Here is a 22172-nt window from a genome sequence, read left to right on the forward strand (position 1 = left end):
ACGTGGCCCGCATCGATCTGAGGTGCCACGGCACCGCTACTCGGCAGCGACCAGTCCCATCAACCTCTCAAGGCCCTCCTCCGTGATGATCGGAACCCCCCACGCGCGCGCCTGTCTCGCCTTCCCAGACATCGAATCGGGGTCGGCGGCAACGAGCACCTTCGCCTTCTTCACCATGCTGTCCTTCGGGATCAGACCGCGCTGGGTGAGTATCTGAAACCATGCCGCTCGATCTCGGCGCGTGTCGCCGGTGATGACGACGGTGTCACCCGGCGAGAGGCGAAAGCCGGTGGTGAGAGTAGGCGCCGCGGCATCCGGTTTCGAAGCGGCGCCGGTGATCGTCTTCGCGTCGATCTCGAGCAGGCCACCGATTTTCTGAATATCGGCCCACTCGTCAGCCGTGAGCTGGCCGTCGGCCCAGGCAGCTGAAACCAACCCGTCGAAGTAGGCGCGGTGGATGCGGCGCACTGCCGTGTTCGGAAGATTGAGCTCCGCGGCGAATCGAATGAGGTCATCGGTCTCCGTCGCGGACATGTACCGATCGAGGAGGACGCGATCGAGCAGAGCGAGGTAATCGAGATTCAATGCGCCGTCGTCGACGGCGCCATCGGTCGCTACGTCCACGTGCAGCCGCTCGAGAACAGACCGCGGCGCCGTGTCGGAGTCCGTGCGCGCCAGCCAGGCCGTCGTATCGCACGACTCATCCGGCCACTCACCCGGGGTCGCGAGCCAACCATCCCACCACGCGGAATCGTGGCCCGCACCGATGTAGGCGCGAAGGAGCGCCGACGCAGCGAGGGCATCCGCCGAGGCGCGATGAGCGTTCTCTATCGCATAACCGATCGCAGCGCTGCAGTCGGCGAGACTCCGATTTCCCGGCAAGAACGTGCCCGCGAGCTGCATCGTGCACATCCAGTACTCGTCACCGGGACACACCAGACCGGCTTGCTCCATGGAGTGGGCCAAGAACCGGGCGTCGAAGCTGGCGTTGTGTGCGACAGGCACCCGCCCACGCAGGAGCGAGGCGATGGACGGAGCGAGTGCACCGAACTCCGGAGCTCGCGCGGCCGCAGCGGCACTGATGCCGTGGATGCGCTGCGCACCCATGTCGCGCATCGGATTGACGAGCGTTTCCCAGACTCCCTCGACGACGCCTGTCGGCGACACATGCACGATCGCCACCTCGACGATGCGGTCGTGTTTCTGCGGAAACAGACCTGTCGTTTCGAGATCGATGACAGCGAACCCTCGCCCCATACTGTGCCCCCCGGTGATCGAGGTCACTCTATCCGTCGTCCGAACCTCGCTCCTCGCCACTCAGAATCGCGCGAGATAGGCCCCCGACGGCGCGAGCTCGACCCGTCGGGTGGCCACCGCCATCGTCAGAGCCTCGGCAAGTCGCTCGGAGATCTGGGTCGTCATCCGTTTCCCACCGAACAGCCGCAGAGCTTCCCGCTTGATCTCGTCCTCGCGCACCCCACCGCCGAGCTGAGCGACGACGGCCATCGCGTTCGCGATCTCTTCCAGAGCCACGGACTCGAGCGGTCGACTCTCCCCCGGAGTACTCGTATGAACATCTCGCCAGGTGGCGACGTCCACGCCCGCCGGCCAGACGAACTGCTCGTCGCCCTGGCGGGTGTGAGCATCCGGGATCAGACCGAGGATGGCCGTTGCCCGGGTCCCCGACACACGAGACAGTCCGAACGATTCCGCCACCAGTCTCACCAGGCGTGCTCGCGATATTGGCCCCTCCGCGGCGATGGCCTCAACAAGAACAGAGCGAACCCGCTCAGCAGCAGATCGACTCGGAAGCGCGTCGAGCACATCCACTCCCCCAGACGGGGTGGTCGGCCAGGGCATGAATGGGCGGACGTGCGGATGCGTCGCGCCGGTGGCTTCCTCCTCCTGCTCGACTGGCATCCCTCCACGCAGGGGCTCAACCGGCTCCTCTGCCGCAAGCGCATCGAGGTTCTCGACCTCCTCCACCGTCGTGTCTGCAACAGACCGACCCCCGGCCCGAGCGGCTTCCACCGCCGCGACGAGTCGGTCGGCGGTGGCGTCCGGATCATCGAGCCATTCCGGCAGCCACACCCTCTCGATCCCCGGCCAGCGCATCAACCCGCCGAGCACATCGACAGGCAGGCCATCGCGATCAGCTACCGTTCGGCGCGCGCGCCAGCCCTCTCCGTCGAGTAGGACGGCGATGAGTGGCTGGGCGGGATCGGACGCGGATGCGAGCGTGAGATCGATACGGAAGTCCGAGAGTCCGACATCCGTCTTCACGACGAGTCCGCGCTCGGTCAGTACCGCGGCGATCTCGTCACGGTGGCGATCGATCACGGGCACACGGGACGTGGAGTCATCGGTCGGCGCGACTCCGCGCGCGGCGAGTTCGAGATAGGACTTCAGGTCTTTGAGTCCACGGGCCGAGGTCTGTTCGGCACGCAGCTCAGCGGGATCGAAGCTCGCGTACAGCACAACCTGTCGTCGCGCGCGAGTGACCGCCACGTTCAACCGGCGTTCTCCCCCTGCGCGGGACAGCGGCCCGAAGTTCAGTGGAAGCATTCCGCGGTCGTTCTTACTGAAGGCGACCGAGAACAGAATCGTGTCGCGCTCGTCGCCCTGCACGCTTTCGAGGTTCTTGACGAACAATCCATCGCGCTCATCGAGCGCGCGACCGATGCGTTCATCTGAAGCGTCGCGGAGCATGTTGTCGATCAGTTCGCGCTGCTGAACGTTGAACGTGATGATGCCGATCGACGGCGCGGCCTCGCCGGCGGCAGCGAACCGACGGATCACCTCGTCGACGATCGTCTGCGCTTCGACGCGGTTCGTCCGAAGGACTCCGCGCCCACCCGAACGCTCGAACCGACCGTCGACGCGCACGAGCGAAAGCCCATAGTCGGGCTTCTTCGCGGCGAGCGCGTCAGGTGCGGATGGGGTGGCGTCACGCAGCGGCGCCGGAAACGACGACAGGCGGCTCTCGTAGTACTGATGGTTGCTGAAGGCGATGAGCGCCTCATCCTGACTGCGGTAGTGCCACGACAGCCATTTGCTCGGAACTCGCGCTTGTGTGCACTCCGTGAGGATGGATTCCTCATCTGCGACAACGCCTGCATCCGCCTCAGCCTCATCGCCGTCGGCCGTCACCTCGGCGAAGGTCGACGGAGGCATCTGCTTGGAGTCTCCGACCACCACGACCGAACGCGCTCGTCCCATCGCCCCCACGGCATCCGCGACACGGATCTGCGAAGCCTCGTCGAACACCACGATGTCGAACATCCCGGCGCGGGCGGGGAAGAACCGGGCGACTGATTCCGGGCTCATGAGCATGCACGGCGTGATCTGGGTGATCAGATCGCCGTACTTGTCCATGAGCGTCCGCACGCTGTCCCCACCGCGCTGCCGCGAGAGCTGACGTTTGAGCGCGCCCATGTCGCCGCCGTCGAAGCTCGGGTCGAATCGCCGCTGAGACAGGATGTCAGCGGGCAGGGCCCGCGGAAGCTCGCCGCGGATGGCGGCCGAACTCGCCGCGAACCGCCCGATCGTCCGGTTGTGCGCGGCGGGATCGAAGTCGCTGAGCGCGGTGGCGTCTTCGCGTTCACCGAGGGACGCCGATGCGACCCCCTTGTCGAAGGCGAGCGCCGCGTCGTCGGCACGGACGCGCCCGGCCAGGATCGCCTCCCGCGCCGTGTTCATCCCATGGCGCCGCAGAGGTTCCACGTGCCGGAGCAGGTCGATCCAGCGGCCGAGCGTGACCGGTTCGGTCGTCGCCAGGTTCCGCGCCGTCCGAGTCCGTTCCCAGCTCGACGCCATTTTTTCCTCGCCCGCCCAGGCGGCGAGGTGGTCAGATGACGCACCACCGGGATCAGCGATGCTCGCAGCGGCCACTGCCCGCCACGCCGCGGCGAGCGCCGCGTACCGCTCGGCCGACGCCGCATCGGGGGCCGTCGTCTCGTAGACACGACGCAGGTCCGAGCGGAGATCTCCGGCTGGCGAGACATCGGAACAGAGGGTCCTCGAGAGCCACCCCACCCACGTGAGGGCCGCTCCCACCTGCTCCGCCGCGCCAGGCATATAGGGATTGACGTCCACGGGCGCCACCACGACGGGCTGTCGCTGCAGCTCACCACGCAACTCATCGACCTGTGCGGCCGTCTCGGCCATGGCGCCGGTCAGTATCGACAGACCGCGCAGGTCGATCGCTGTCTGCTCGACGCGCAGGTCGGTCGCGAATTGGGCCAGCACCGCACGCCGACGCTTCTTGCGCCCGAAGAACGAGGACGCATCCGCGGCCAGGGAGGCTGCGTGAATGTCGCGAACGTTGCGCGAGAGCACCCGCGGATCGACCTGGGTGAGCCATGCGGGCGGCTGCGCGGCCACCGCTGCAAGCCGCCGGACGAGGTCATCAACCGACTCGGGCTGGACACGGTCGAGCGCGTGGAGAGCATGACGCGGCGCGCGAGCGACACCCGCCCACGCTTCCATCTGCTGCGGTCCCTGCACGCGCGACAGCAGGTCACTCGGACCGACAGTTGCGAGCGCGTCGTCGAAAGTGCGGGCCGCGTTGTGCAGAGAGGCCGCGTCGATATCGGGATCGTCGACGAAGCCCCAAGGATGCGTAGCCGCCGGGCGGGCGAGATCACTGACCGCCGGCAGCTCCCGCAGAGTCGCGCGCAGCTGGTCGATGTGATCGCCCGACGCGACCAGGGAAGTGGGCACATCCAACGGCGGGATGTCCGCAGCCGATGCCAGCAACTGCGATCGAGCCGAGTACAGGGACAGACCTGCCGCGTTCGGTTCGTGTACCCGCTGCGCATAGCGCGACAGCGCGCCACGACTGGACTCCGCCGCCTCGCGCTGCGCTGACAACGCCGCTCGATCGGGCCGGGCAGTGGCGTCGAGCGCGGCCCGGAGCTGCTCGCGCACGGCATTCGGCCGCGCACCCTTGTCATGCAGATCGAGTGAGAAGGAGCCGAGTCCGACGGCATCCAATCGATCTTTCACGACCTCCAGCGCCGCGCGCTTCTCTGCCACGAAGAGCACGCGCTTCCCGGAGGCCAACGAACGAGCCAGCAGGTTCGTGATGGTCTGCGATTTGCCGGTGCCCGGGGGGCCTTCGAGCACGAACGTGCGGCCCTCGACGGCCTCGACGACGGCCTCGAGTTGCGAAGAGTCCGCTGAGACGGGAACTTGCGCCGAGAGCGCATCGAGATCGACGTCGACCGGCGCCGGTACAGCGTCGATGTACGCCTCATTCGGCGAACTGATGAGGTGGGTGACGAGCGAGTTCGTCGCGAGCTCCTCCCAGTTGTCGTCGAGGTCCTTCCACAGCCGGAACTTCGCGAACTGCAGGATGCCGAGGTGAACGGTGTCCTCGACGACGAAGGGCCGCTTGGCGTCTACCATCGCCTGGCGCACCGCATCGAACGCGGCGCCGAGGTCGATACCCGCGGCATCCGTCGCCGGATTCGCGAGCCCGGGCACCTCGATACCGAAGCTCACCTTCAGCTTCTCGAGGAGGCAGTAGTTCGGCGTGGAAGCACCTGCCTCGTCCAGGACGAGTCGGAAGGACTGGCCACGCGACACGCTTTCCAATGTCACCGGGACGAGAACGAGCGGCGATTGGAGCTGCCTGTCGTTGAACTCCCATCGCAGGGTGCCGAACGCGAGGTACAGGTTGTTCGCCCCGGTCTCTTCGGTGACGGTCTTCGCTTTCGCGGCCAGAGCGCGCAGCCTCGTCGTGTAGGCCGCTTGTGTGACGTCAGTCAGGTGCGCCTGCCTCTTGTCGGCCAGGAGCGCTTCTCGATCGACCGAATCGCGGTCGCGACCGAAGCGGATGCCACGCTCTCGAGCGATCTCGGGAACGTCGTCGGACGCGAGAAGAGTGACGCCTGCTCCTCCGTTGATCATGTCCTCGAGCCGGCCGAGCGCCGCGCCCGGCACCGCGAGTTGGTACCCGGCGCGACTCGTGAAGTTGATGAGGCGATTGCGGAGACTCAGATCGAGCAGAGAATTCTTCCACTGCGCCACCCGCGGCGGAGCCAGTGCGCGGCCCTGCGCATCGCGCTGGTCGGCGACGAACGGCGCCAGGACGCGGTCCAGCGGTCGATACTCGACGACGGTCACCTCACCGTCGGGACCCACCGTGCGGCTGGGGAGCGGAAGTATTCCGTTCTCACGGGCTGCGCGCACGTCAGTGATGCCGAGGATCTCGTCGCGGCGCGCTTCGAGGTACGTCTGGGGCGTGGCGCGGGCGAGGTCGAATGTGGCGGATGCTGCACCGCCGGTCACCTGCGTCGTCTCGAGCAACGAGATCCGGCCCAGCTTCGCGAGGTTGACCGCCTCTTCGATGTCGGTGGTCGCGGGCAGACCGAGGCTGCCATCCTCACGCCAGTACCCGAGGAAGATGTGGCCGTCCACCACCCACAGCGTCGAGTTGATCCCGACCTGCTCGAGCAACGCGGCGAGCGTCAGCGTCGTGTCGAGACACGTTCCGAGCCGCCCCTCGAGCACCTCCTGCGGCGTGCGGACCTTCTGCCCGCGCAGGCCCCACCTCGCCGGAGGCTCCGCGTAGCGGAGGTCTAGTTCGCGCACGGCATCCCAGATGGCCGCGACCATTGCATCCACCCTCGCCGGGTTGTCGCTCTGGTATCCGTCGAGCTCTGTGCGGCCGCTCGACTGCCTCAGCAGGTCCGACGCACGCTGCAGGATGGGCGTCAACGCGCTCGCCTGCGGCTGAGCGAAGGATGCGAGGAGCTCGAGGCCGAGGTGGAGCTCCCGGGCGATCCACTGGTTCGCGGCGAGCACGTGGACCGGATGCCGATGATCGGCGATCAACGCTCCGTCCGGTCCGCGCAGAGTCAGAGTGATGGAGCCGGGCTGCTCCGTGTCGACCTGGAGCATCGGAGCTGGATCGAGGGACAGCAGGTCGAGCCCAGCGAGTGTCTTCAGACCGGGTGCGAGGTCGAGAATCACGACTTTGGGCGCCCCCAGAGAACCACTGGCCGTGGCGGCCTCGATCTCGAGAGATGCTCCGCGAAGCTCGGGCCCGGCGTACGAGACCCGAATCTCCTGCAGCGGCACGATGCGCGCGTGCGCCATGGCGTAGCTGAGCTCGGTGACCGCGTCGAGCGAAAGACGCGCGCTCGGCGCCGGAGCAGGTGGGGTCGCGGACACGTCCGTCTTGGGCTGCTCACGCAGCTGACGGCGGGTGAGCGGCGATACTTCTGTAGCTTCCGACTGGGTGGATGGTGGGGTGGTGGCCGGCGGCGCGGGAAGCGGCACAGCAGATGGCGCGGCGGGCCGAGCGACCGGGGGTGGCGAAAGCGGCGCGCTCGGCGGTGAGGGGAGCGAGCGGCCGGTGGCCCCGCCGCCCAGTGCCGACAGCACCGCCGGCTTACGCGCCGCGATCCGCTGCGCTTCGTCGGCCGCGCCGACTTCGCGAAGGAGCAGCTCGGCCGAATCGAGCGCTCGATAGGTCTCGGCGAGACTGAACTCGACCTGGTGTGCATGCTTGTTGCGCACCTCGCGCATCTCACTCGCCCAGTTCGTCGCTTGTCGCGAAATATGACCGTCGAAGGGGTAGCCGAGGTTCCCCAATTTCTCGGTCATCACTCGCAACATCAGTCCGACGTCATTCGCATGATGGTGTGAGGTCGGTCTGCCCGCGAGCTCGTCTTTGTGAGCGACGATCTGCACCCACGACGGCCCATCGGGGAGACGCTCCGCGAACACCCGCTCGATGAACGGGCGGAGGCCTTCTGCCAGGTCGTCGACGGACCCACCGATGATCTGACGTGTATCGATAGCCATGACATTCCCCCCGACGACCGTTACGACTTGGCCGTGGTATCGGAGCCTAGAGGATCGTGCGCGGCAGTTTCAGAAGGCAAGCTCCTCTGTCTTGTGCGCATCGTCTGGCGGCTGGATGGAACGCCAGCATTGCCGCGGCTTGCGTGAACTCCCGCCCTGCACCAGCAGCTCGTGGACTACGGCGCGGGCCCGCTAGTACAGGTCGTCGCTACTGATCGACCGGTGCGAGCCCCCGCTGCTCCTCGTTCTGAAGAGCTTCGGTCAGCATTTGAGTCAGGGCGTCGATCGACTGAGAGCGCGCCGTGATGGGTCGCACGTAGAGGTGGATCTTGCGGTGCGCGTCAGGGTCGGCGAGGGGAACCGCCCGCACCGACGCCGGGAGCGCCCCCCGCCCGAGCCGCGGCATAACGGTGACGGCGAGACCGGCCTCGACGTATCGAGTGAGTGTCTGGAACTCGGCTGCTTCGAACGCATGACTCAGCGGTGTGAGAAGGGCCGGGTCGTGGGACGCGATCCACCGGCCGTACGGGTCGTGACGGGGACTGATTGCCCAACGGTCGGGAGCCAGCTCGCGGAGGAAGAGGTGCTCTCGGTCCGCGAGAGCGTGCGTCGCCGGTACAAGGGCGTCGAGGGTATCGATGCCGAGTTCTGTGCGGTGCAGGCTACGGGGTTCGTACTCATCTGGGGCGTTCGCCCCCCAACTCTTGTGGACCACTGCATCGATCGTGCCGCGCGCCAGTTGCTGGAGGGCGTTGTCTGCCTCCATTTCATACGGCTCGACCACCAATCCGGGAAACCTCCCCGCCGCTGCGGCGATTGTCGGGATGAGGAGGCCGCGTACAGCGGTCGGGAACGCGCCAACACGGACCACCCCCTTCACCTCGTCGTCCTGTAGAGGCGCTCGCCGTAGCTGTTCGAGCCCGTCCACGAGCGGGCGCCCACGACCCACGAGCGTCAGTGCGGCAGACGTGAGAACGACGCCGCGGCCCACACGTTCCAAGAGCGGCGTCTCGAAGTGCGCCTCGAGCTTGCGGATGTGTTGAGAGATGTTCGGCGGTGTGTAGCCGAGCACCCTCGCAGCCTCGGCGACGGAACCATGGTCCGCGATCGCGATCAGAGCTCGGACGCTGACCGGATCAATCATTAAGCAAGAGTTTCATATTAAGCACACGAACACTAACTAGACCTGAGGTAGAACGCCCTCCACGCTGGACGAGGAGGACACTATGGACACCACGATCTTGCTCTGTGCGCTCGCCCTCATCACCGCGGGGGTCGTTGCCGCCACGACCAACGCGGTCCGGCGTGACGGGTACGGTCAGCGCCCCGAGCGCGTCGATTACGACACGCGCAACCCCACCTGAAGCCTGCACTCCTTCTCCCGGAGCACCCTGGCACGCTCTGCTGCGGGGCTCCCCCCGCTTCTTGCAGGGGTAAATGTCTCGCTGACGATGCTGAGATTCCCACGACCCTCGTCGCGAATGGGCGAATCCACCCTAGGGCCGGGCTCTCGTCAGAGCGATGATGCTCTGCAGTCCATCGGCCGCTCCTGACCAGTGTTGGCTGATCACCGGGATTCCGGCGCGGTGGATAGCGAACCGGAGTACGAGAGCAGCGATGATCACGTCATCTGCGATCCCGAGGACAGGTATCACGTCGGGGATCAGGTCGATGGGCAGGAGCAGATAGCCGAGCAGGCCGAGCAGGGCCCAACGGACGACGCGAGGGATGGTGGGGTCGCGCACGAGCGAGTGGAGGAGGCGGATGACGTCGGGGACCAGCCGCATTGCCTGCCGCCAGTCGGTTGATCGTCCCATCCGGCGTTGCTGAGCCCACAGGACGGCGACCAGCGCGCCCCAGAGCAGGAACACGCCTCCCACGATCGCCAGGGCCGGCGCCCACCACCCATCCATCGCCGGCGGCTCAGTCGGTCAGGGACGAGTCGGCTGGCAGATTCACCTCATAGACACGCTCGGAGTAGGTTGCGAGCTTTTCCACGCTCGCGTCGAGCCGCTCGGTCGCAGACTGCGCCTCGGGCAGCCCGAACGCATCGCGGCGCAGGAGATCGCGGTGCCAGCGGCGCAGCCGGTCGAGGCTCTGCTCCTCCTCTTCGAGCTCGCCGAAGGTGAACTTCTCCTTTGCGAACTCGCGATCGATCTCCGCGTCGAACTTTCCGCAGTCCGCGACGAACTCGTTCCACTCATCGATCCGAGCGGCCGCGAATGCGTCACGCAGCACGGCAGCATCCGATTCCTCCTGCCCATGCGCACGGAACACCGACAGACTCCCCTCGCCACGCTCGGCCAGCTCGCGCACGGCCGAGATGCCCTCAGAGAATGCGGGGAGATCGGGGACAGCCCACAAGCCCGCGGCCGCCGGCACGGCACCGAGCCTGCGAAGCTCCCGCCACACCGCGACGCGGTCGCGAGAGGGCTGAGCGGGTACCCGGGGAGCGATCAATAACCAAGAAGTGTTAGTCACAAAGAGAATGTAACACTCGTTACGCCGCAGCATGACGGCCTTTCTCTAACGTCGCGTTGCGCGTCGATCCGCGGAACGCGAGAACGCCGAGCGGCAGAAGTGTGCGTCGAGCTTTGACGCTGAGCAGCCAATCGCGTCCAGTATCGGATGAGCCACGCACGAAGAAGTGCGATCTGCTCCGTACGGTCGAGAGTGGCTCGGCCCGGACCACTGATCGCCTCAGACGCCGAGTACCTAGACCCAACCCGGTCCGCGCGGATTGACGGAGTGACCGTTCGCGAAGTTACAAGTGTAAATTCCGGCGATAGATGTCCCAGTCGGCCCGTTTCCCGGGGGTAGATGTCCCAGGAGCGTCGCCCGGATTCCGATGAGACATGTCCTAAACGGCGTCCCGGCCGATTTCGGTCGTCTTGAGCGCCCGTGATGCCTTGACCTTCGAGTTGGGTCGAAGGTTTATGGTCGGGGCATGGCTTTGAGGATCGCGGAAGTGTCGCAGCGAAGTGGGGTTTCCGCGTCGACGTTGCGGTATTACGACCAGATTGGCTTGGTCCCGACCGGCCGGGAGCCCAACGGGTATCGGGCCTATCCAGAGGCCGTGCTGGATCGCTTACGGTTCATCGACGCTGCCCGCCGGCTCGATCTGCCTCTGGTGGAGATCGGAGAGTTGCTGCAGTCGTGGGAGTCAGATGCATGCTCGTCAGTGAAGGCGCAGCTGCGTCCCCGCCTGGATGAGCATGTCGCGCGGGTCGAGGAGACCATCGGCGCGCTGACCGAATTGCGAGATGCGCTGTGGGCCGCCAGGGCTCACCTGGATGAGCTTCCTGATCGGGAGCAGCGTTGTGACCCGTCCTGCGCATTCTTGCTGACCAAGTCAGCACCACCGGTGGCGTGCAGTCTGGGTGATGGTCAGGCCGAGCAGATCGCCGCGTGGCGCGACCTTTTGAGCGCGGCCCCGGTGGAGCGCACGGCCAGCGGGGTGCGGTGCGTACTGCCCATCGAAAAGCTCGCCACGGCCGCCGAACTTGCCGCTGCCGAGCAGGCCTGCTGCCCGTTCTTCGGTTTCGAGATCACCCTCCACGGTGACGTATTCACGCTCACCATCCGAAGCCCCGACGACGCGCTCCCGCTGCTCGGAGAACTGACCGGGCTCACCTTGGTTCCCGCGTGAGCACGAGTGTCAGGGCGCAGGAGTGGGCGGAACGTCACCAGATCGTCCTCTATCTGGCGGCGATCGCCGTAGGCCTGCTGATCGGCGGGCTGATCCCGGCGGCGCATGTCCTCGAGGCGGCCATCAACCCCGCCATCGGGGTGCTCCTCTATGCGACGTTCCTCGGGGTGCCGTTCACCCGCCTGGCCGACGCGTTCCGTGACGCGAGATTCTTGATCACGCTGCTGGTGGTGAACTTCGTCATCGTCCCGGTGATCGTGTTCGCCCTGTCCCGGTTCGTCGCCGCCGACGCGGCGTTGCTGATCGGGGTGCTGTTGGTGCTGCTGACCCCGTGTATCGACTACGTGATCGTGTTCGCGGGTATCGCTGGCGGCTCCCACGAGAAGCTCATCGCGGCTGCGCCGCTGCTGATGATCGTCCAGCTACTGCTGCTCCCGCTCTACCTCACCGTGCTGGCTGGTCCCGGCGTGCTCGAGGGGATTCAGATCGCCCCGTTTGTTGAGGCCTTCGTGTTCCTCATCCTCCTTCCGCTGCTGCTGGCAGCGATCACCCAATGGGCGTCGAGCCGCGCACGATGGGCTGCCGGGGTTGAGCGCGCTGCGGTTGGGGTGATGGTGTCGTTGATGATGATCACCCTGTTCGTCGTCGTCGCTTCCCAAGCCGGCATCGTTCTGGCCAACCTTGCGGGAATCGGCGGGGTCATTCCGATCTACGCGGCGTTCCTGATCGTGATGGCATTCGTCGGTGCAGGGGTCAGCCGGGTCGTCCGCCTGGGAGTGCGGGATGCCCGCGCCGTCACGTTCTCCGGCGCAACCCGCAACTCGCTGGTGGTGCTCCCGCTGGCTCTCGCGCTGCCGGCGGAATTAGCTCTCGTGCCTGCCGTCGTCGTAACTCAAACCCTCGTAGAGCTGATCGGAATGACCATCTACGTGAGGGTCATCCCACGCCTGATCCCACTCAGCCGCGCATAACCCCCGCCGAAGCGCTGCCGGCACGAGTCGAGCCGGTTGACACACATGTCCAATGGGACATTTAGGGACAAGTCCAGTGAGAACTTGAACATCTTCAGCGGGAATTTTCAACAAGACGTGGCTACATCCCCGGCGCCATATCCGCGAACCGCGAATAATGCCCCTGGAACGCCACCGTGATCGTGTCGGTCGGCCCGTTACGGTGCTTCGCCACGATCAGATCCGCCTCGCCCGCGCGCGGCGAGTCCTTCTCGTACGCGGCCTCACGGTGCAGCAGCACCACCATGTCGGCATCCTGCTCGATCGAGCCCGACTCACGCAGGTCGCTCAGAGCCGGCTTCTTGTCGGCACGCTGCTCAGCGCCACGGTTCAGCTGCGACAGGGCGATGACGGGAACCTGCAGCTCCTTCGCCATCAGCTTCAGGGCACGCGAGAACTCGCTGACCTCCTGCTGACGCGACTCCACGCGCTTACCGCTCGTGAGCAGCTGCAGGTAGTCGATGACCACCATCTTCAAGCCCTCACGCTGCTTGAGGCGACGGCACTTCGCGCGGATCTCGACGAGCGTCATGTTGGGGCTGTCGTCGATGTAGAGGGGCGCGTCGTTGATGCGACCACGCGTGGAGGCGACGGTGGTCCAGTCGCGCGAGTCGAGCGTTCCCTTGCGCATGCTCTGCAGCGGGATCGAACCCTCGGCGCTGAGAAGGCGCATGGCGATCTCGGAGCGACCCATTTCGAGCGAGAAGAAGATGCACGGCGCGTTCGACTTGATCGCGGCCGCGCGGGCGAAGTCGAGCGCGAGCGTCGACTTACCCATGGCGGGGCGCGCGGCGAGCACGATCATCTGGCCCGGGTGCAGACCGTTGGTCAGTTGGTCGAGACCGGCGAAGCCGGTGGGGATGCCGGTCATCGACCCGTCGCGACCGCGGGCGGCCTCGATCTCTTCGACCGCGGCATCCACCGCCATCGTCAGGGGGATGTAGTCGTCGGCGCTGTCATCGCCCGAGACGTTGTAGATCTCGGCCTGGGCGCTGTTGACGAGATCGACCGGATCACCCTCGCCCGCGTAGCCCATCTGCACGATGCGCGTGCCGGCCTCGACCAGGCGGCGCAGCAGCGCGCGCTCGGCGACGATCGAGGCGTAGTAGCCCGCGTTCGCCGCGGTGGGCACGATCGAGGTGAGGGTGTGGAGGTAGTCCGCTCCCCCGGCTCGCTGCAGCTCACCGGTCTTGATCAACTCGTCGGTGACGGCCACGACGTCGGTGGGCTCGCCGTGCGAGTACAGGGTGAGGATGGCCTCGAAGATCAGCTCGTGCTTCGGCACGTAGAAGTCGGGGCCGCGCAGGCTCTCGATGACGTCGGCCACGGCGTCTTTCGACAGCAGCATGCCGCCCAGTGCGCTCTGCTCGGCGAGGGTGTCGTGCGGCGGAGTGCGCTCGGGACGCGGGGCTTTTCCGAGACGCTCTTCGGCGATGTCAGCGATCGACACGGGCTCTCCTTCTGATCTCGGGCGCCCTCCGTCTCGGCGCTCCCCCGCGCGCGTGTGCGGCTGCGGGGACGGGACATCGCGGCGACCTCGGAAGCATCAGATCACGGACGTCCGACATCGACACGAGCGGGTGGTGAGGGGATGCCCGATGGGCTGCCCCCACGTTAAGAGCACCTCTTCTCCCACGCAAATGTGCCTGTGGATAACTCTGTGGAGAAGATGCGGGAAACGCCGTCACGTCTGTGCACAACTACTGTGGATAACCCGGTGGATGGATCGGATTTCAGGCCCTTAAGTGCTCCCTGATCAGGGATTTACTTCTCCACAGGTTTCCTGAGGAAATTCGATGTGAAGTTTGCGTTGAAGGTTGTCCGCTAGGGACGCACATGTGTACAACTCGGGGGATAACTTCACCGACTCGTACTGACGGGCGGGGTCCGTGTCAAGTTTTTCCCCACCCTCGGCGTGTCGTTCGGACACCCCGAGGTCAACCGGTGTTAACCCGCGCCTCAACCGTCACAGGAGCCCCGCTGCGGGCACGCCGACCGCCCCGACGACCACGAGCACGGGGTCGAGACGATCGTCGTCAGAGCGCCCCGCCGCGACGTTCGCGCTCGAGGAACGCGATGGTGTCGGGGTGCTGCGGAGTGTCGAGGATCTGAGCCGGAGTGCCCTGCTCGACGATCCGTCCGCCCTTCATGAACACGATGCGGTCGGCCACCTCGCGGGCGAACGACATCTCGTGCGTCGCCATGAGCATGGTCGACCCGCGATCGCGCAGCACGCGCACCAGGTCGAGCACCTCACCGACGAGCTGCGGGTCGAGCGCCGAGGTGATCTCGTCGAGCAGCAGCAGCTCGGGGTCGGTCATGACCGCGCGCACGATGGCCACGCGCTGCTGCTGACCGCCCGAGAGGCGGTCGGGGAATTCCCGGGCCTTCGCCCCCAAGCCCAACTGCTCGAGCAGCTCGGTCCCGCGCGCGTACGCCTCGCTCTTGCTCGCGCGGTGCACCTTGCGCGCCGCGAGGGTGACGTTGTCGATGACCCGCAGGTGCGGGAAGAGGTTGAAGTGCTGGAAGACCACACCGATGCGGGCCCGAGCGGCATCTTGATCGACGGTCGGATCGGTCAGATCGTCGCCGTTCAGCAGGATCTGGCCGTCGTCGACGCGCTCGATGAGGTTGATGGTGCGCAGCAGCGTCGACTTGCCCGACCCCGAGGCGCCGATGAGCACGACGACCTCGTGCTGGTCGATCGACAGGTCGATGCCGTCGAGCACGACGTGCTCACCGAAGGCCTTGCGCACGTTCTTGACGTCGAGAACGCTCATACGACGCCACCCATCTGCTCGCGGCGGGCCAGTCGCGCCGAGACGTAGTCGGTGAGGCGGATCATCGGCAGGGCCATGGCCACGAACAGCAGGGCCGCCACGATGTAGGGCGTGAAGTTGTACGACTGTGCCGCGGCGATCTGCGCCGCGCGCACGGCATCCACCGCTCCCAGAACCGAGATGAGACCCACGTCCTTCTGCATCGACACGAAGTCGTTCATCAGGGCGGGGACGACCTTGCGCACGCCCTGGGGGATGACGACGATGCGCAGGGTCTGTCCGTGGGTCAGGCCCAGCGAGCGGGCGGCGACGCGCTGCGAGGGGTGCACGGCCTCCATACCGGCGCGGAGCACCTCGGCGATGTAGGCCGAGTACGTCAGCACGATGGCCACCGTGCCCCACAGCACCACCGGCACTCGGCCGAAGACGCCGAGGGCGGGCAGGCCGAAGCCGACCAGGTACAGCACGATCAGCAGCGGAATGCCGCGGAACAGATCGGTGTACACCGTGGCGAGGGCGCGGAGCGGGAAGAACACCGGGCCCCGCAGCGAGCGCAGCACGGCCAGGGTGGTGCCGAGGATCGCGACCGAGATGGCCGCGACGATCAGCACCTGGATGTTGACCCACAGACCCGCGAGCACCGACGGGAAGCTCGCCAGCGCGACGTCGACGTTGAAGAAGCTCCGCCGCACGTCTTCCCAGCCGGGGCTCGACAGGATCGCCCAGCCGACGACGACCACGAACACGACCGAGCTGATCAGCGCGATCAGCACCGACCTGGTCGACTGCTGACGCCGTGTGGATCGCCGGGCGAGTTCGAGCTCGCTCGGGCTCCACACGCCGCCGGGTGCGGGGGTGGCCACCGTGGTTACTTGAGCACGGGCGCGGCGGCCGTGCCACCGAGCCACTTCTGCTGCAGCTCGTCGAGCGTGCCGTCGGCGCGCAGGGCGTCGACCGCCTCGGTGACCGGGGTGGTCAGCGCCGAGTCCTTGGGCAGCACGTAGGCGAGCTCGTCTCCGCCGGCCGACGAGTCGGGCAGCTGGCCGACGACCTTGCCGTCGTCGAGCACGGCACCGGCGAGGTAGAACGCGGTCGGCAGGTCGACGACGATCGCGTCGACCTGGCCCGACTGCAGGGCGGCGACGGCGTCGTCGTTCGAGTTGAAGACGCTGAGGTTCGTGGTGCCGAGCTGGTCGGCGGCCACCTGGTAGCTCGTCGTGGCGCTCATGACGCCCACGGGAACGCTCTTCAGCTCGGCGACGCTCGTCGCACCGGCCACGGGCGAGGCACCGGTCGTCACGACGGCCTGCGTGGTCGTGTAGTACGGCGATGAGAAGTCGACGGCCTCTTTGCGCTCGTCGGTGATCGAGAACTGCTGCACGTTCATGTCCCAGTCCTTCGGGCCGGGAGCGATGGCGCTGTCGAAGTTGGAGCGCACCCACACCACGTCGCTCGTCGCGAAGCCGAGCTTCTCGGCGACGGCGCACGAGACGGCGGCCTCGAAGCCCTCGCACGACGCGGGGTCGTCGTTCTCGACCCACGGCGAGAACGCCGGCTCGCCCGTGGCGATGGTGAGCTTGCCGGCGGTGACGGTCTGCAGCGCCCCCTCGGAAGCGGGGGCGGCGCCGGCGTCGGAGCCCGTGGGGGCGAAGGCGCAGGCGGTGAGCGAGACGACCGTGGCGGTGGCCACGGCGGTCAGGGCGGCGGCGCGGCGCAGGCGTGCGAAAGTGGTCACGATGTCTCCTCGTGGACGTATCGGGGTCATCCCCGGAGTGCTGTGATGTGCACAGCCTAAATCACGGGGCGAGGCGCCAATCCTCGAAGCTGAAACCTGGCGACACGAGGCAGCTGACGACGACCTCGGACTCCCCCGCCAGCCGAGCGGACTGCCATACCCCGGCGGGCACGGTGTGCTGCAGCACGTGGCCCGCGGCGAGGTCGGGACCGAGCGTCACGGTGCGCGCCTCCCCCGGTTCGGCGCCGTCGCCGCCCAGTGACAGCTCGAGCGTTCCGGGGCCGTGCCAGAGCCACACCTCGTCACTCGCCACGACGTGCCACGCGCTCTCTTCGCCGGGGGTGAGCAGGTAGTGGATGCAGGTGGCCGCGGGCCGCTCGCCCGCCGGCGTCTCGACCGCATAGCCGCCGGTCCACATGCGGCGGAACCAGCCACCCTCGGCGTGGGGCTCGAGATCGAGCAGGACGGCGGTGGCGGGGCGATCGGTCATGTGAGGACTCCGGTCTCTCGGGTGAAGCCGGCCGAGACCCACCGGGCCTCGCCGTCGATGAAGGTGGCGGCCGCGGAACCCGCGCCGTCCACCGCGAGATGCTCGATGGTGTCATCGACGTCCGACACCGCGACGTCGAAGAACGCCAGGTCGGCGACGGCGCCCACGGCGAGGTACCCCGTGCGGGCGGGTCCGGTGTCGAGGCCCATCGCGTGCGCCCCACCCAGCGTGGCCGCGCGCAGCAGTAGCTCCGACAGATCGCGGTTGACGTACCCCTGGGTGCGCGCGAGGCGATGCAGGGCCGAGACGTCGGCGAGCAGGTCGAGAGAGGGACTGGATGCCAGGGAGTCGGTGCCCACGGCCAGCGCATTGCCCTCGACGAGGTAGGCGGCCACGGGCGGCTCGTCGAGCCCGATGACGGCGTTGGAGCGCGGGCAGAGCGCCACCGTCGTGCCGCGGGCGCGCAGGATCGCCCGGTCGCGGGCGGTCATGTAGACCCCGTGCGCGATGTGGCAGTCCGGCCCCAGAACGCCCAGCTCGTCGACGAACTCCGTCGCCCCGGTGCCGAAGCCCTCGTCGCGCAGCGCCCGGAAGCTCGACGGCCGATGCACCTGCCACGGCACGGCCTCGCCGTGCTCGCGCTCGAACGCCGCCTCGCCCAGGTGCAGGTGCAGCCGACTCCCCCGCTCGCGCACGATGTCGGGGATCTCGAGCAGCGGCTCCACGTCGAGCGAGTACGGCGCGTGCGGCGACAGCCCCGTACCGGGAGGGCCGGGCAGCGCATCGAGCCGTGCCTCCACCTCCGCGCGGCCGCGTTGGGCCCACGCCGCGTTGGTCCAGCTCATCACCTCCCAGTAGGTGATGCCGTGCAGCCGCGCGTCGTGCAGCGCCGAGGCCGCCTCGACGTCGGTGACGATGTCGGCCACCGCCGTGGTCCCCGCGGCGATCATGGCGAGCGCGCCGGTTCTGGCATCCGCCGCCCAGTCGTGACCCTCGCGGTAGACGGGCGTGAACGCCTCGTCCCAGTCGTCGAAGCCCGCGTAGGAGCCGCGCCCGACCTCGGCCATGCCCGTGTACTGCAGGTGCGAGTGGGCGTTCACCAGGCCCGGGGTGAGCACCCCCGGCCAGTGCACCTCGTCGAAGGCCACCCCTCGCGCGCGCAGCTCGTGCCGCACCCATTCGCGGTCTCCCACGTGCCGGATGCGCCCACCCGCCACCGCGATCGCCCCGCCCGGAATCGGCGGGGCCGTGATGGGCAGAACGAGGGATGCCGAATACAGCACGACGTTCATGCGGCACCGCCCCGGTAGCGCGGGGAACGCCAGTCGTCGAGGCAGTCGGCATCGAGGGCGCGAGGGGCGTCGAGGTCGACCCCGCGCACGACCAGCGCCGTGCGCGCCACGAGGTCGTCGACGCCGGCGTCGAGCGCGTGCGCCCCGGGGGCGGGGCGACGCGACAGCAGTTCACCGAGGGCGGCGAGCTGCACGGCGAAGGACAGGTCCATGATCTCGATGGGGTTACCCTCGGCCGCCGTGATGTTCACCGCTCCCCCGCCGCCGAGCAGCAGGGCGGCTCCCGCGTCGGACACCTCGCCCGGCACTCCCCCGGCGACGGCGATGATCCGCGCCCCCGCGGCGATCTCGGGGGTCACGGTCGCCGGAACACCGGTCGCCGACACCACCAGGGCTCCGGACGCCAGCTCGCGCGCCGCCCTCGTGGCGAAGCCGTCGTGCCGCGCCTCGAGGGCCCGGACGGGATCGGTCTCGGCGATCCGCACCTCGGCACCGAGGGCACGCAGGTGCGCCGCGACGCCCCGACCCACCGGACCGTAGCCGAGCACCAGCGCGGGCTGGTCGGTCAGCGCGATCCCCCGCTCCTCCAGAAGATCGGCGATCGCGAACACGCACGATTGCCCGGTGCCGTAGCGGTTGTCGAACATCGTCTTGGTGCGGGCGTCGTTGACGGCCATCACGGCGCAGCGCAGCAGGCCGGCATCGTGCATCCGACGCAGCGGCGTCAGCCCGCTCGTCGTCTCTTCGCACGCACCGATCCAGCCGTCGACGAGCGCGGGATCGTCCTCGTGGGCCAGGCGCACCAGGTGCGCACCGTCGTCGAGCAGCACGTCGAGACCCGCACGCAGAAAGCCGAGGGCGGCGGCGCGTTCCTCGGCTCCGGCCAGGGCGGGATCGGCGGTCACGGCGAAGCCCCGCGCGCGCAGCTCGTCGGCGACCGCGACATCGGTCTCGTCGGGATGCGCGTAGACCGACACCTCGGCGCCCCGCTCGCGCAGCAGCAGCGACAGCACGGCGGTCTTGGGCTCGAGCACCATCGCCACGCCCACCCGCAGGCCGGTCAGGTCGAGGCGCTCCGCGAGAGCGGCGGCGACGGGCATGTGGGTGCGCGCGAAGGCGATGCGGCCGGCGGCGTCGCCGCGCTCGGGAAGGGGCACTCCGTCGAGCGTGGTGGTGTCGGCATCCAGATCGAACTCGACGCGACCGGGCGCCGGCGACGGGCTCGGGATGCCACCCAGCCGGGCGAGCAGAGCGTGCAGGTCGGCGGAGCCCTCGCCGCGCACCGCGAAGGGGCGGCCGGCGATCATGAGGTTCGAGGCGCGCGCGAAGCGGCGGACGATGCGCTCGGGTGCGCGGGGGTCGGTCACGGCTCTCAGCCTAGGCTCGGCGGCACCGGTCCCCTCGACGGTCACGGGGTCCTCCCCTGGCGCGGCCCGGGAGCCGTCCCGGTGGACGAGCCGTTCGAGCCCGCCGTCGAGTATGACGGGCCCGCCGCAGGACACGAAAAGGCCCCGCCCTGCCGAAGCAGGAGCGGGGCCGATTCGTGCGTCGCGAATTACTTCGCGGCAACCACCTGGAGGGTGATCACGGCGGTGACATCGTCACGCAGGCGAACGGTCGCCTCGTGCTCGCCGACCGACTTGATCGCCGAGGTGATCTGGATCTTGCGCTTGTCGAGCTCGCCGAGACCGGCGGCCTTGACGGCGTCGGCGACGTCGCCCGTCTTGACCGAACCGAAGAGGCGACCCTCGTTACCGGCCTTGACGGCCAGCTTGACGGTGTTCGACTCGAGCGTGTTCTTCAGGGCCACAGCGTCTTCGTGATCGTGGATCGCGCGGCTCTCGCGAGCGGCACGGATCGACGAGACCTGCTTCTCGCCACCGCGCGACCACGCGACGGCGAAACCCTGGGGGATGAGGTAGTTACGGGCGTACCCGTTCTTGACCTCGACAACGTCACCGGCGCTACCGAGCCCGGTGACCTCATTCGTGAGAATCAGCTTTGCCATCGGGTGCTCCTTAGCGGCCGGCGCCGGCGTAGGGCAGAAGAGCCATCTCGCGCGCGTTCTTGATGGCGCGGGCGATCAGGCGCTGCTCCTGCACGGAGACACCGGTGATACGACGGGCACGGATCTTCCCGCGCTCCGAGATGAACTTGCGGAGGGTGGGGACGTCCTTGTAATCGATGACGCCGACGCGAATCGCCTTCGCGGGGGCTGCGTTCTTCGCGCCCTTCCGCGGCTTGCGGCGGTCGCCAGTGGCCTTTCCAGCCATGCTTCCTTCTTTCGTGTGGTTCGGATGCCTGCTCGGTCACGCGGACCGGCGAATGGCATCCGGAATTTCAGGGATCGTCACGCTCGAGAGCGCGGCGAAGATCAGAACGGTGTGTCGTCTCCGTAGGAACCGGGAGTGCTCCACGCGTCGGCGCCGCCGCCGCTGTTGCCGCCGTTGTTCGACCCGGGGGTCGACCACGGCTCATCAGCCGACTGCTGCACCTGCGGGCGCTGTCCGCCACCGCCACCGCCGCCACCACCGCTGGACGCGGCACGGGTGACCTGAGCGGTCGCGTAGCGGAGCGAGGGTCCGATCTCATCGACTTCGAGTTCGATGGAGGTGCGGTTGTTGCCCTCGCGGTCCTGGTATGAACGCTGCTTGAGGCGACCGGTCGCGATGACACGGGAACCCTTCGTCAGCGAACCGGCGACGTGCTCGGCGAATTCGCGCCACACCGAGGCACGCAGGAACAGCGCCTCGCCGTCTTTCCACTCGTTCGCCTGACGGTCGAACGTGCGGGGAGTCGACGCGATGGTGAAGTTCGCGACCGGAAGACCGTTCTGCGTGTAACGCAGTTCGGGGTCGGCCGTGAGGTTGCCCACAACGGTGATGACGGTTTCGCCGGCCATCGTCGTTACTTCGCAGCCTTCTCGGCGGACTCGACCTTGCGGGGAGCGGCGGCCTTGCGAGCAGCCTTCTCCTCGGAGCGCTTGGCTTCGGCGGCAACCTGAGCGATGGCCTCTTCAGCCCGCAGGACCTTGGTGCGCATGATCTGCTCGTTCAGCTTCAGCTGACGGTCGAGCTCGTTCGTGGCAGCGCTGGTCGCGACGAAGTTGACGACGGCGTAGATGCCCTCGTTCTTCTTGCGGATCTCGTAGGCGAGACGACGGCGGCCCCAGATGTCGATCTTGTCGATGGTTCCCCCATCGGCCGTGATGACCTTGAGGAATCCGTCGAGCTTCGGAGCGACCTGGCGCTCGTCGACCTCGGGATCGAAGATGACCATGAGTTCGTACTGGTGCGTCACTAACCCACCTCCTTCGGACTAGAACGGCTGACGGGCATTTCCCGGCAGCAGGAGGGTGTGGTGCACGTTGCCGCGGCCTTATACGCGCATGGGCGTGACCG

General features: G+C 67.7%; 19 protein-coding genes. 3 read left to right on the plus strand and 16 right to left on the minus strand.

Translation table 11 applies throughout. From position 1 onward, the window contains the following. Positions 1 to 36: 36 nt before the first annotated feature. The 3 genes from IFU19_RS02350 to IFU19_RS02360 all read right to left on the minus strand — a co-directional run bounded on the left by IFU19_RS02350 (position 37) and on the right by IFU19_RS02360 (position 8959). Complete coding sequence (locus tag IFU19_RS02350; RefSeq protein ID WP_192012825.1) at positions 37 to 1284, minus strand: exonuclease domain-containing protein; 1248 nt, start codon at positions 1282 to 1284, stop codon at positions 37 to 39. Between the two features lie 33 nt (positions 1285 to 1317). Next, entirely contained in the window at positions 1318 to 7815 is a 6498-nt protein-coding gene (locus IFU19_RS02355) for a DUF3320 domain-containing protein (RefSeq protein ID WP_192012826.1), read from the minus strand. A 208-nt stretch (positions 7816 to 8023) separates the two neighbouring features. Then, positions 8024 to 8959 (minus strand): LysR family transcriptional regulator, encoded by a 936-nt coding sequence (locus IFU19_RS02360; protein WP_192012827.1) that lies wholly within the window; start codon positions 8957 to 8959, stop codon positions 8024 to 8026. Between the two features lie 82 nt (positions 8960 to 9041). Here IFU19_RS02360 and IFU19_RS02365 point away from each other — a divergent pair, with 82 nt between their 5' ends. Beyond that, positions 9042 to 9179 carry a hypothetical protein gene (locus tag IFU19_RS02365; protein ID WP_192012828.1) on the plus strand — a complete coding sequence of 46 codons (138 nt, stop codon included), beginning with the start codon at positions 9042 to 9044 and terminating at the stop codon, positions 9177 to 9179. A gap of 132 nt (positions 9180 to 9311) precedes the next feature. Here IFU19_RS02365 and IFU19_RS02370 read toward each other — a convergent pair whose 3' ends face one another. Further along, the gene (locus IFU19_RS02370; RefSeq protein ID WP_342343364.1) at positions 9312 to 9686 is read right to left on the minus strand and encodes a YkvA family protein; all 375 of its coding nucleotides are present in this window, start codon (positions 9684 to 9686) and stop codon (positions 9312 to 9314) included. 52 nt (positions 9687 to 9738) lie between these two features. Continuing rightward, a complete protein-coding gene (locus IFU19_RS02375; RefSeq protein WP_192012830.1) occupies positions 9739 to 10329 on the minus strand; it encodes a Chromate resistance protein ChrB in 591 nt (196 codons plus the stop codon). 433 nt (positions 10330 to 10762) lie between these two features. Between IFU19_RS02375 and IFU19_RS02380 the strand changes: the two genes are divergently transcribed. Both IFU19_RS02380 and IFU19_RS02385 read left to right on the plus strand, forming a co-directional pair. Next, positions 10763 to 11464: a MerR family DNA-binding transcriptional regulator gene (locus IFU19_RS02380; protein ID WP_192012831.1), complete on the plus strand. Its 702-nt coding sequence runs from the start codon at positions 10763 to 10765 to the stop codon at positions 11462 to 11464. Then, on the plus strand, positions 11461 to 12435 hold the full coding sequence (locus IFU19_RS02385) for a bile acid:sodium symporter (RefSeq protein WP_192012832.1): 975 nt from the start codon (positions 11461 to 11463) through the stop codon (positions 12433 to 12435). Before IFU19_RS02380 ends, IFU19_RS02385 begins: the two co-directional genes overlap by 4 nt. 121 nt (positions 12436 to 12556) lie before the next feature. Here IFU19_RS02385 and dnaB read toward each other — a convergent pair whose 3' ends face one another. The 11 genes from dnaB to rpsF all read right to left on the minus strand — a co-directional run bounded on the left by dnaB (position 12557) and on the right by rpsF (position 22071). Next, positions 12557 to 13924, minus strand: a complete 1368-nt coding sequence (gene dnaB / locus IFU19_RS02390) for a replicative DNA helicase (protein ID WP_055832400.1) — start codon at positions 13922 to 13924, stop codon at positions 12557 to 12559. Positions 13925 to 14510: 586 nt separating this feature from the next. Continuing rightward, entirely contained in the window at positions 14511 to 15254 is a 744-nt protein-coding gene (locus tag IFU19_RS02395) for an amino acid ABC transporter ATP-binding protein (RefSeq protein WP_192012833.1), read from the minus strand. Next, positions 15251 to 16117 carry an amino acid ABC transporter permease gene (locus IFU19_RS02400; protein WP_055832397.1) on the minus strand — a complete coding sequence of 289 codons (867 nt, stop codon included), beginning with the start codon at positions 16115 to 16117 and terminating at the stop codon, positions 15251 to 15253. The genes IFU19_RS02395 and IFU19_RS02400 overlap by 4 nt, the downstream gene beginning before the upstream one ends. Positions 16118 to 16122: 5 nt before the next feature. Further along, on the minus strand, positions 16123 to 16989 hold the full coding sequence (locus IFU19_RS02405; protein ID WP_235560495.1) for an ABC transporter substrate-binding protein: 867 nt from the start codon (positions 16987 to 16989) through the stop codon (positions 16123 to 16125). Between the two features lie 61 nt (positions 16990 to 17050). Next, a complete protein-coding gene (locus IFU19_RS02410; RefSeq protein ID WP_191916689.1) occupies positions 17051 to 17479 on the minus strand; it encodes a cupin domain-containing protein in 429 nt (142 codons plus the stop codon). After that, positions 17476 to 18771 (minus strand): amidohydrolase family protein, encoded by a 1296-nt coding sequence (locus tag IFU19_RS02415; RefSeq protein WP_191916688.1) that lies wholly within the window; start codon positions 18769 to 18771, stop codon positions 17476 to 17478. Before IFU19_RS02415 ends, IFU19_RS02410 begins: the two co-directional genes overlap by 4 nt. Next, positions 18768 to 20138 carry an adenosylhomocysteinase gene (locus IFU19_RS16540; protein WP_191916687.1) on the minus strand — a complete coding sequence of 457 codons (1371 nt, stop codon included), beginning with the start codon at positions 20136 to 20138 and terminating at the stop codon, positions 18768 to 18770. Before IFU19_RS16540 ends, IFU19_RS02415 begins: the two co-directional genes overlap by 4 nt. Positions 20139 to 20326: 188 nt before the next feature. Continuing rightward, positions 20327 to 20779 (minus strand): 50S ribosomal protein L9, encoded by a 453-nt coding sequence (gene rplI / locus IFU19_RS02425; RefSeq protein ID WP_055832388.1) that lies wholly within the window; start codon positions 20777 to 20779, stop codon positions 20327 to 20329. Positions 20780 to 20789: 10 nt separating this feature from the next. Continuing rightward, positions 20790 to 21044 (minus strand): 30S ribosomal protein S18, encoded by a 255-nt coding sequence (gene rpsR / locus IFU19_RS02430; RefSeq protein ID WP_055832386.1) that lies wholly within the window; start codon positions 21042 to 21044, stop codon positions 20790 to 20792. 101 nt (positions 21045 to 21145) lie between these two features. Continuing rightward, the gene (locus tag IFU19_RS02435; protein ID WP_055832383.1) at positions 21146 to 21673 is read right to left on the minus strand and encodes a single-stranded DNA-binding protein; all 528 of its coding nucleotides are present in this window, start codon (positions 21671 to 21673) and stop codon (positions 21146 to 21148) included. A 5-nt stretch (positions 21674 to 21678) separates the two neighbouring features. Next, entirely contained in the window at positions 21679 to 22071 is a 393-nt protein-coding gene (gene rpsF, locus IFU19_RS02440) for a 30S ribosomal protein S6 (protein WP_055832381.1), read from the minus strand. Positions 22072 to 22172: the final 101 nt, after the last annotated feature.

This window comes from Microbacterium sp. CFBP 8794, from assembly GCF_014841235.1.
Classification (GTDB): Bacteria; Actinomycetota; Actinomycetes; order Actinomycetales; family Microbacteriaceae; genus Microbacterium.

Coding starts and splice junctions, on each gene's coding strand:
- IFU19_RS02375 (WP_192012830.1), bottom strand. CDS start 10,329: ATGCTGCGGCGTAACGAGTGTTACATTCTCTTTGTGACTAACACTTCT.
- IFU19_RS02435 (WP_055832383.1), bottom strand. CDS start 21,673: ATGGCCGGCGAAACCGTCATCACCGTTGTGGGCAACCTCACGGCCGAC.
- IFU19_RS02365 (WP_192012828.1), top strand. CDS start 9,042: ATGGACACCACGATCTTGCTCTGTGCGCTCGCCCTCATCACCGCGGGG.
- IFU19_RS02360 (WP_192012827.1), bottom strand. CDS start 8,959: ATGATTGATCCGGTCAGCGTCCGAGCTCTGATCGCGATCGCGGACCAT.
- IFU19_RS02395 (WP_192012833.1), bottom strand. CDS start 15,254: ATGAGCGTTCTCGACGTCAAGAACGTGCGCAAGGCCTTCGGTGAGCAC.
- IFU19_RS02410 (WP_191916689.1), bottom strand. CDS start 17,479: ATGACCGATCGCCCCGCCACCGCCGTCCTGCTCGATCTCGAGCCCCAC.
- IFU19_RS02355 (WP_192012826.1), bottom strand. CDS start 7,815: ATGGCTATCGATACACGTCAGATCATCGGTGGGTCCGTCGACGACCTG.
- IFU19_RS02380 (WP_192012831.1), top strand. CDS start 10,763: ATGGCTTTGAGGATCGCGGAAGTGTCGCAGCGAAGTGGGGTTTCCGCG.
- rpsR (WP_055832386.1), bottom strand. CDS start 21,044: ATGGCTGGAAAGGCCACTGGCGACCGCCGCAAGCCGCGGAAGGGCGCG.
- rplI (WP_055832388.1), bottom strand. CDS start 20,779: ATGGCAAAGCTGATTCTCACGAATGAGGTCACCGGGCTCGGTAGCGCC.
- IFU19_RS02415 (WP_191916688.1), bottom strand. CDS start 18,771: ATGAACGTCGTGCTGTATTCGGCATCCCTCGTTCTGCCCATCACGGCC.